The 2,689-nt window shown below is 62.1% G+C and carries 2 protein-coding genes; one reads left to right on the top strand and one right to left on the bottom strand.

The features are described from left to right. Nucleotides 1-1,049: ATP-binding cassette domain-containing protein (locus VFL62_RS20535; protein WP_325174216.1), on the top strand; the 1,049-nt coding region annotated here is incomplete at its 5' end. A 5-nt stretch (nucleotides 1,050-1,054) separates the two neighbouring features. On the opposite strand, the gene VFL62_RS20530 is transcribed toward VFL62_RS20535, so the two are convergent. After that, the coding region (locus VFL62_RS20530; RefSeq protein ID WP_325174215.1) for a glycogen/starch/alpha-glucan phosphorylase at nucleotides 1,055-2,689 on the bottom strand (1,635 nt) is incomplete at its 5' end.

The following is a 2,689-nucleotide window of genomic DNA, read 5'->3' as shown; positions in this document are numbered from 1 at the left end:
AGATCCTGGCGCTGCTGGCCGATATCCGCAAGCGGCTCGGCATGAGCCTTTTGTTCATCACTCATGATCTTGGCATCGTGCGACGCATCGCCGACGTGGTCTGCGTCATGAACGGCGGCAAGATCGTCGAGCAGGGGCCGGTCGAAGAGGTCTTCACCGCGCCGAAACATCCATACACCCACGCGTTGCTGAACGCTGAGCCGAAGCCCGATCCGGCGCCGCCGCGCCCTGAAGCGCCGGTCGTGATGTCGACCGACAATCTGAAGGTCTGGTTTCCGATCAAGCGCGGCCTCATGCGCTCGGTGGTCGGACACATCAAGGCCGTCGACGGCGTCAGCCTGTCGGTACGCAAAGGGGAAACGCTCGGGGTCGTCGGCGAGTCCGGCTCCGGCAAGACCACGCTGGGGCTGGCGCTATTGCGGCTGATTTCGTCCGATGGGCCGATCGTGTTCCTGGGGAACGAGATCCAGGGGCTGCGATTTAAGGAGATGCGCCCCTATCGCCGCGACATGCAGATCGTTTTTCAGGACCCGTTCGGCGCCTTGAGCCCGCGCATGTCGGTCGGTGATATCGTGGCCGAAGGGCTCAGCGTCCATCAGCCATCGCTCTCGAATGGAGAGCGCGAGGCGCGCGTGGTCCGGGCGTTGCGCGATGTCGGGCTCGATCCCGCGACGCGTTTCCGCTATCCGCATGAATTCTCCGGCGGGCAGCGCCAGCGCATCTCGATCGCGCGCGCCGCCGTGCTGGAGCCGAATTTCGTGGTGCTGGACGAGCCGACCAGCGCACTCGACATGCTGTTTCAGGCCCAGATGGTCGATTTGCTCCGCGAACTTCAGCGCAAGCGCGACCTTACCTATATGTTCATTTCGCACGATCTGCGCGTTGTCGCTTCGCTCGCAAGCCATCTGATCGTGATGCGCAATGGCAAGGTTGTGGAGGAGGGCCCGGCCGCGGACTTGTTCAAGCACCCGCAAACCGACTACACCCGTGCGCTGTTCGCCGCCGCATTCCGCCTGGAGGCGACCGGCGAGGGCATTGTCAGGGAATAGAGCGGCTAGCCTTTGGCGCGAAGCTGCGCGCTCGGCGTGCGCCCGTTCACCGGAACGTTCCAGATATCCTCGGCATATTCGCCGATCGTGCGGTCCGACGAGAACCAAGCCATCCGCGCCACGTTGAGGATCGACGCCCGTGTCCAGGCGGCTCGCGTCTGCCAGCGGTCATCGATGCCGCGCTGCGCGGCATAATAGGAATTGAAATCCGCGCTGACCATGTAGTGATCGAGATGCCGCAGTGCGTGCGCAATCGATTCGAAACGGCTGGTGTCGTCGGGCGAAAATTCGCCGCTGCCGATCGCATTGATTGCGCGAGCGAGCCCCGGCGAGGCACGGATCACGTCGGTGGCGTCCAGCCCCTGCTTGCGGCGGACCATCACATCGCCCGCCTCCATGCCGAAGATCGCGATGTTCTCCGCGCCCACATGGTCGCGGATCTCGATATTGGCGCCATCAAGCGTGCCGATGGTGATCGCGCCGTTCAGCGCGAGCTTCATATTGCCGGTTCCGGAGGCTTCCATCCCGGCGGTCGAAATCTGTTCGGAGAGATCGGCGGCCGGAATGATGACTTCGGCCAGGCTCACATTGTAATCGGGAAGAAACGCGACCTTCAATCGCCCGGCGACCGCCGGATCGTTGTTGACGACTTCGGCCACGTCGTTGATCAATTTGATGATCAACTTGGCATAACGATAGCTCGCCGCCGCCTTGCCGGCAAAGATCTTGACCCGCGGCACCCAGTTTCCTTGCGGATCGTCCTTGATCGCGTGATAGAGGGCGATCGCCTCCAGAATGTTGAGCAGCTGCCGCTTGTATTCGTGGATGCGCTTGATCTGCACGTCGAACAAGGCCGCCGGGTCGACCTTGATGTTGATCTTTTCGCCGATCAGCCGCGCCAGCGCGATCTTGTTGTGGTGCTTGACGTTGCGGAATTGATCCTGGAACGCGGCGTCGCCGGCGTGCTTTTCCAGAAGATGCAGCAAGGACGGATCGTCAAGCACGGCCTCGCCGCAGGTTTCGCGCAACAGGTCGGTCAATTTCGGATTCGCCAGCATCAGCCAGCGGCGGAAGGTGATTCCGTTGGTCTTGTTGGTGATGCGGCCGGGGTAGAGATGGTTGAGATCGTGGAACACGGTCTCCTTCATCAGGTCGGAATGCATCGCCGACACGCCATTGATGCGATGCGAGCCGACAAAAGCGAGCTGGCCCATCCGCACGCGCCGTCCGGATTTCTCGTCGATCAGAGAGACCGAGGCGCGGAAATCGACGTCGCCGGGGCAGCGCTCCTCGGCAAGCGCGAGGTGGCCGACATTGATGCGGTAGATGATCTCGAGATGCCGGGGCAGCAGGCGCTGGAACAGTTCGACCGGCCAGGTCTCGAGCGCTTCCGGCAGCAGGGTATGATTGGTGTAGGACAGCGCATCGACCGTAATCTTCCAGGCTTCGTCCCACCGGAAGTTGTGCAAGTCGACCAGGATGCGCATCAATTCGGTGACGGCGAGGCTCGGATGAGTGTCATTGAGCTGCACCGCGACCTTCTGCGACAGGCTGCGCAACTGTCCGTCGGACTCCAGGTGCCGCTTGACCAGATCCTGCAACGAGGCCGAAACGAAGAAATATTCCTGGCGCAGTCGCAG

This window comes from Bradyrhizobium sp., from assembly GCF_035701725.1.
In the GTDB taxonomy this organism is placed as follows: domain Bacteria; phylum Pseudomonadota; class Alphaproteobacteria; order Rhizobiales; family Xanthobacteraceae; genus Bradyrhizobium.
Note: the sequence above shows the minus strand (reverse complement) of the source record. Positions and strands in the feature narration are given on the sequence as shown.